Raw genomic sequence first — 3055 nt, forward strand, 5'->3', positions numbered from 1 at the left:
GGGTTGGCTACCGCATTCCCGATTGTGCGTCCGGGGCTGTTCCTATCTTACTGCGGGCGTCGGTCGATTTGCCGGCCACAAAGCGTCTGACGGGCGTTCCCCTGCCGTGGTCCCGCCTCCGCCCATGTGCGAAAAATGTATGTCGCCGCGGCGGCGACTGATCAGGCTGGTTGCGCCTCCCTTGCGACGGCCCACATGAAGCCGGCCAGCTCCCGGGCGATCGCTGTGCAGACCACCGTTGTCTTCTTGCCTCGTCCGCTCAACATTCGATAGCGGGCCGTCAGCCGGGTCTGCGCCTTCCAGGCAATCTCTCGCACCTTTGGCGATGCTTGTTCCAGACGGTAGAGCTTTTTCGCACCGACCCTCGGCGGATGTCTGTAGGTCCAGGCGCTCTCGACCAGCATGTGGCGAACGCGGCCGTTCCCGGCCTTGGTGATGCCGCCCCGTTTGACTGTCTCGCCGGTCGATCGTTCTCCAGGAACGAGGCCGAGATATCCCATGAGTTGGCGCGGACTCTCGAACCTTTGCACGTCGCCGATTTCGGTGGCGAATGTTACGGCGACGATCAGTTCTACGCCGCGCAATGTCTGCAGCGCACTCACGACCGGCGCCAGAGACCAGGCCGGAACGAACTCCTCGATCACATGCTCCAGCCGCTCGACCCGTTCTTTCGAGATGCGGACCGCTTCGACCATTTCCTGGAGCGCGATCTGGTGCGCGGGGTGATCGAACGGTTGCTCTTGCAACCAGCGCAGATAGCGCATCGTCCAGCCCTTTTTGCGGGGATAGATACGTCCGTGCTTGAGCATGAAGGCGCTCACATGCTGCCGGTGAACGCGAAGTGTCTCGACCGCGGCCGCCCGAGAGCGGACGAGATCCCGCATGGCTTCGTGACCTTCATCGGGAACCCATACCGCCGTCAGTTCGCCGGCGCGCAGCAGTCGAGCCAACGCAAGGGCATCCCGCCGGTTTGTCTTCACACGATCGCCAGGCTTCCTCGGGATCAGCGACGGGGCGACCACCATGCATTCATGGCCGAGCGATCGGATCAGCCGATAGAGACCGTAGCCGGTCGGGCCAGCCTCGTAGCAGAAATGGACTCGATCGAACTTGGTAGCGATCCGCTGGATAACTCGGCGCATGCTCGTATTCGATGCGTCGACCTCGCCGAAGAAGCGAACTTCTCCTTCCCGGCCGGAATCGGCAATCGCGATGGCGTTCCTCAGCTTCGCGACATCGATTCCGACAAATGCTTCCCTATAATCTGCCACGGCTCGTCCTCCTGTGATGAGGATCGGCTCGGCCCGTCCGAGCAACCCTCGGACGCGCAGTGTAGGGCGAGCCACCTCATCGACAGAGGCGGACATACGGTCTTACTCTTGAGTACCTTTAGGGCGGGAATGCTACAGACCAAACTGAGGCAGGTGGAAGGTGGAAGGCTGGGCCGCGGCGGTATTGCGCGTCGACATCCTCCAGCGGATGACGAGCCTACGCAGCGGGTTGGCTGCGCTCGAAACGGCGACCGGAGACGAGCTGACCTAGATGACGCGGCTGAACGTGAAGGAGACCGTTCGAGCCGAGCGGGAAAAAGCCGAGGAAGCGCAGGGCTTCTGGGCTTCTATGTGACCGCGCAGGAGAAGCGTAAAGTCGAGGTGGAAAAGCGCATCGTACGTTGTCCTGGAGTCGATCGTGGAAATCGTGACGACGTCCGCGACGGTCGACGGGCGATCACTGCTTAGCGAGAAAATCAATCGTTTGAGAAGCAAATTTGTTTTAGTGGCCGCACCCGTGCCGATACTTTCGGTAGGGGGTTTGGAAGCTCTGTTTCCTATTCACCACAGCTATTGCGACGTGCGGAACCAAGCCGATCATGCGCACTGGAGGGCAAATGTAGTCCTGACGGACCACGATCGCTGTAGAGCTCAGAGCTGACGTTCCTGCCAACTGGCGAGAAAGGCCTTTAGCCTTCCGCTCTGTGGTTTGCTGAAGAGATCATTCGGATGACCTTGTTCAACGATGCGCCCTGCATCCATGAAAATCACCCGGCTAGCAACTTTAGCGGCAAAGCCCATCTCATGAGTGACAATCGCCATCGTCATTCCCTCGGACGCGAGCTGCTTCATCGTTCCAAGCACTTCCCCAACGAGCTCGGGGTCAAGCGCAGAGGTCGGCTCGTCATAGAAAATAACTTCGGGCCTCATGGCCAGCGCGCGGGCAATCCCGACCCGTTGCTTTTGACCGCCTGATAGCATCGATGGATATGACACTGCTTTGTGCGCCATCCCTACCTTCTGAAGAGCTTCCATCGCGCGTTTTTCAGCCTCAGCGCGCGTCAGTTTCAGAACCGTCCGCAATGCCGCACTGACATTGCCGAGTGCGGTCATGTGGGGCCATAAATTGAAATGTTGGAACACCATTCCAACGGATCGGCGTGTTTCCGAGATGTCCTTCCGGCTGGCTAGGATGCGTTTGCCCGCGGTTTCTCTGTAGCCGAGCAGGCGTCCGTTGATATGGACACTTCCTTCGTCATACCTGTCCAAGAACGCGAGGCTCCTTAAAAGCGTCGACTTGCCCGAACCCGAAGGGCCGATGATGCATACGACCTCGCCACGCTCGATCGTGAGATCGACACCATGAAGCACTTGGAGTTCGCCGAAACGCTTTGTCACGTCCTTGGCGATGAGGATCGGTTGTTGAGACTTCATTTCCGCGCTCATTGATATGCTCTCGCCTTGTTCTCGATAATGCCGCCGGCATGTGCGACGGAGGCGTTGAGTAGCCAGTAAAGCACTGCGATCGCCAGGAAGGGTTCTGCGAAGACGAATGTCTCGTTTGCCATTTGCGTTGCCGCCTTGGTGAGGTCTGCGATCGTCAGCATGGACAGAAGGGCCGAGTCCTTGACCAGCGAAATCATTTGGTTCGTGATCGGCGGTGTTATGAGCGCCCGCATCTGCGGCAACTCGATCTTGGTGACGATCTGCAGCCGGCTGTAGCCAAGCATGCTCGCGGCTTCGAGCTGGCCGTGAGGGACTGAGAGAAAGCCGCCTCTAAAGAT

At 59.2% G+C, this 3055-nt stretch carries 3 protein-coding genes; all 3 read right to left on the reverse strand.

The window, feature by feature from the left end; genetic code table 11:
- Positions 1-161: 161 nt before the first annotated feature.
- Positions 162-1271, reverse strand: a complete 1110-nt coding sequence (locus EOA13_RS36710) for an IS110 family transposase (protein WP_127297996.1) — start codon at positions 1269-1271, stop codon at positions 162-164.
- Positions 1272-1922: 651 nt separating this feature from the next.
- The gene (locus EOA13_RS36715) at positions 1923-2717 is read right to left on the reverse strand and encodes an amino acid ABC transporter ATP-binding protein (RefSeq protein WP_127297997.1); all 795 of its coding nucleotides are present in this window, start codon (positions 2715-2717) and stop codon (positions 1923-1925) included.
- Positions 2714-3055, reverse strand: a 342-nt coding sequence (locus EOA13_RS36720; protein ID WP_127297998.1) for an ABC transporter permease subunit, incomplete at its 5' end; no start/stop codon positions are given. The genes EOA13_RS36715 and EOA13_RS36720, both read right to left, overlap by 4 nt.

Source organism: Mesorhizobium sp. M7A.F.Ca.US.011.01.1.1, from assembly GCF_003998295.1.
In the GTDB taxonomy this organism is placed as follows: Bacteria; Pseudomonadota; Alphaproteobacteria; order Rhizobiales; family Rhizobiaceae; genus Mesorhizobium.

What these genes read in the sequence shown, in the direction of transcription:
- EOA13_RS36715 (WP_127297997.1), bottom strand. Translation starts at nt 2,717, where the DNA reads ATGAGCGCGGAAATGAAGTCTCAACAACCGATCCTCATCGCCAAGGAC.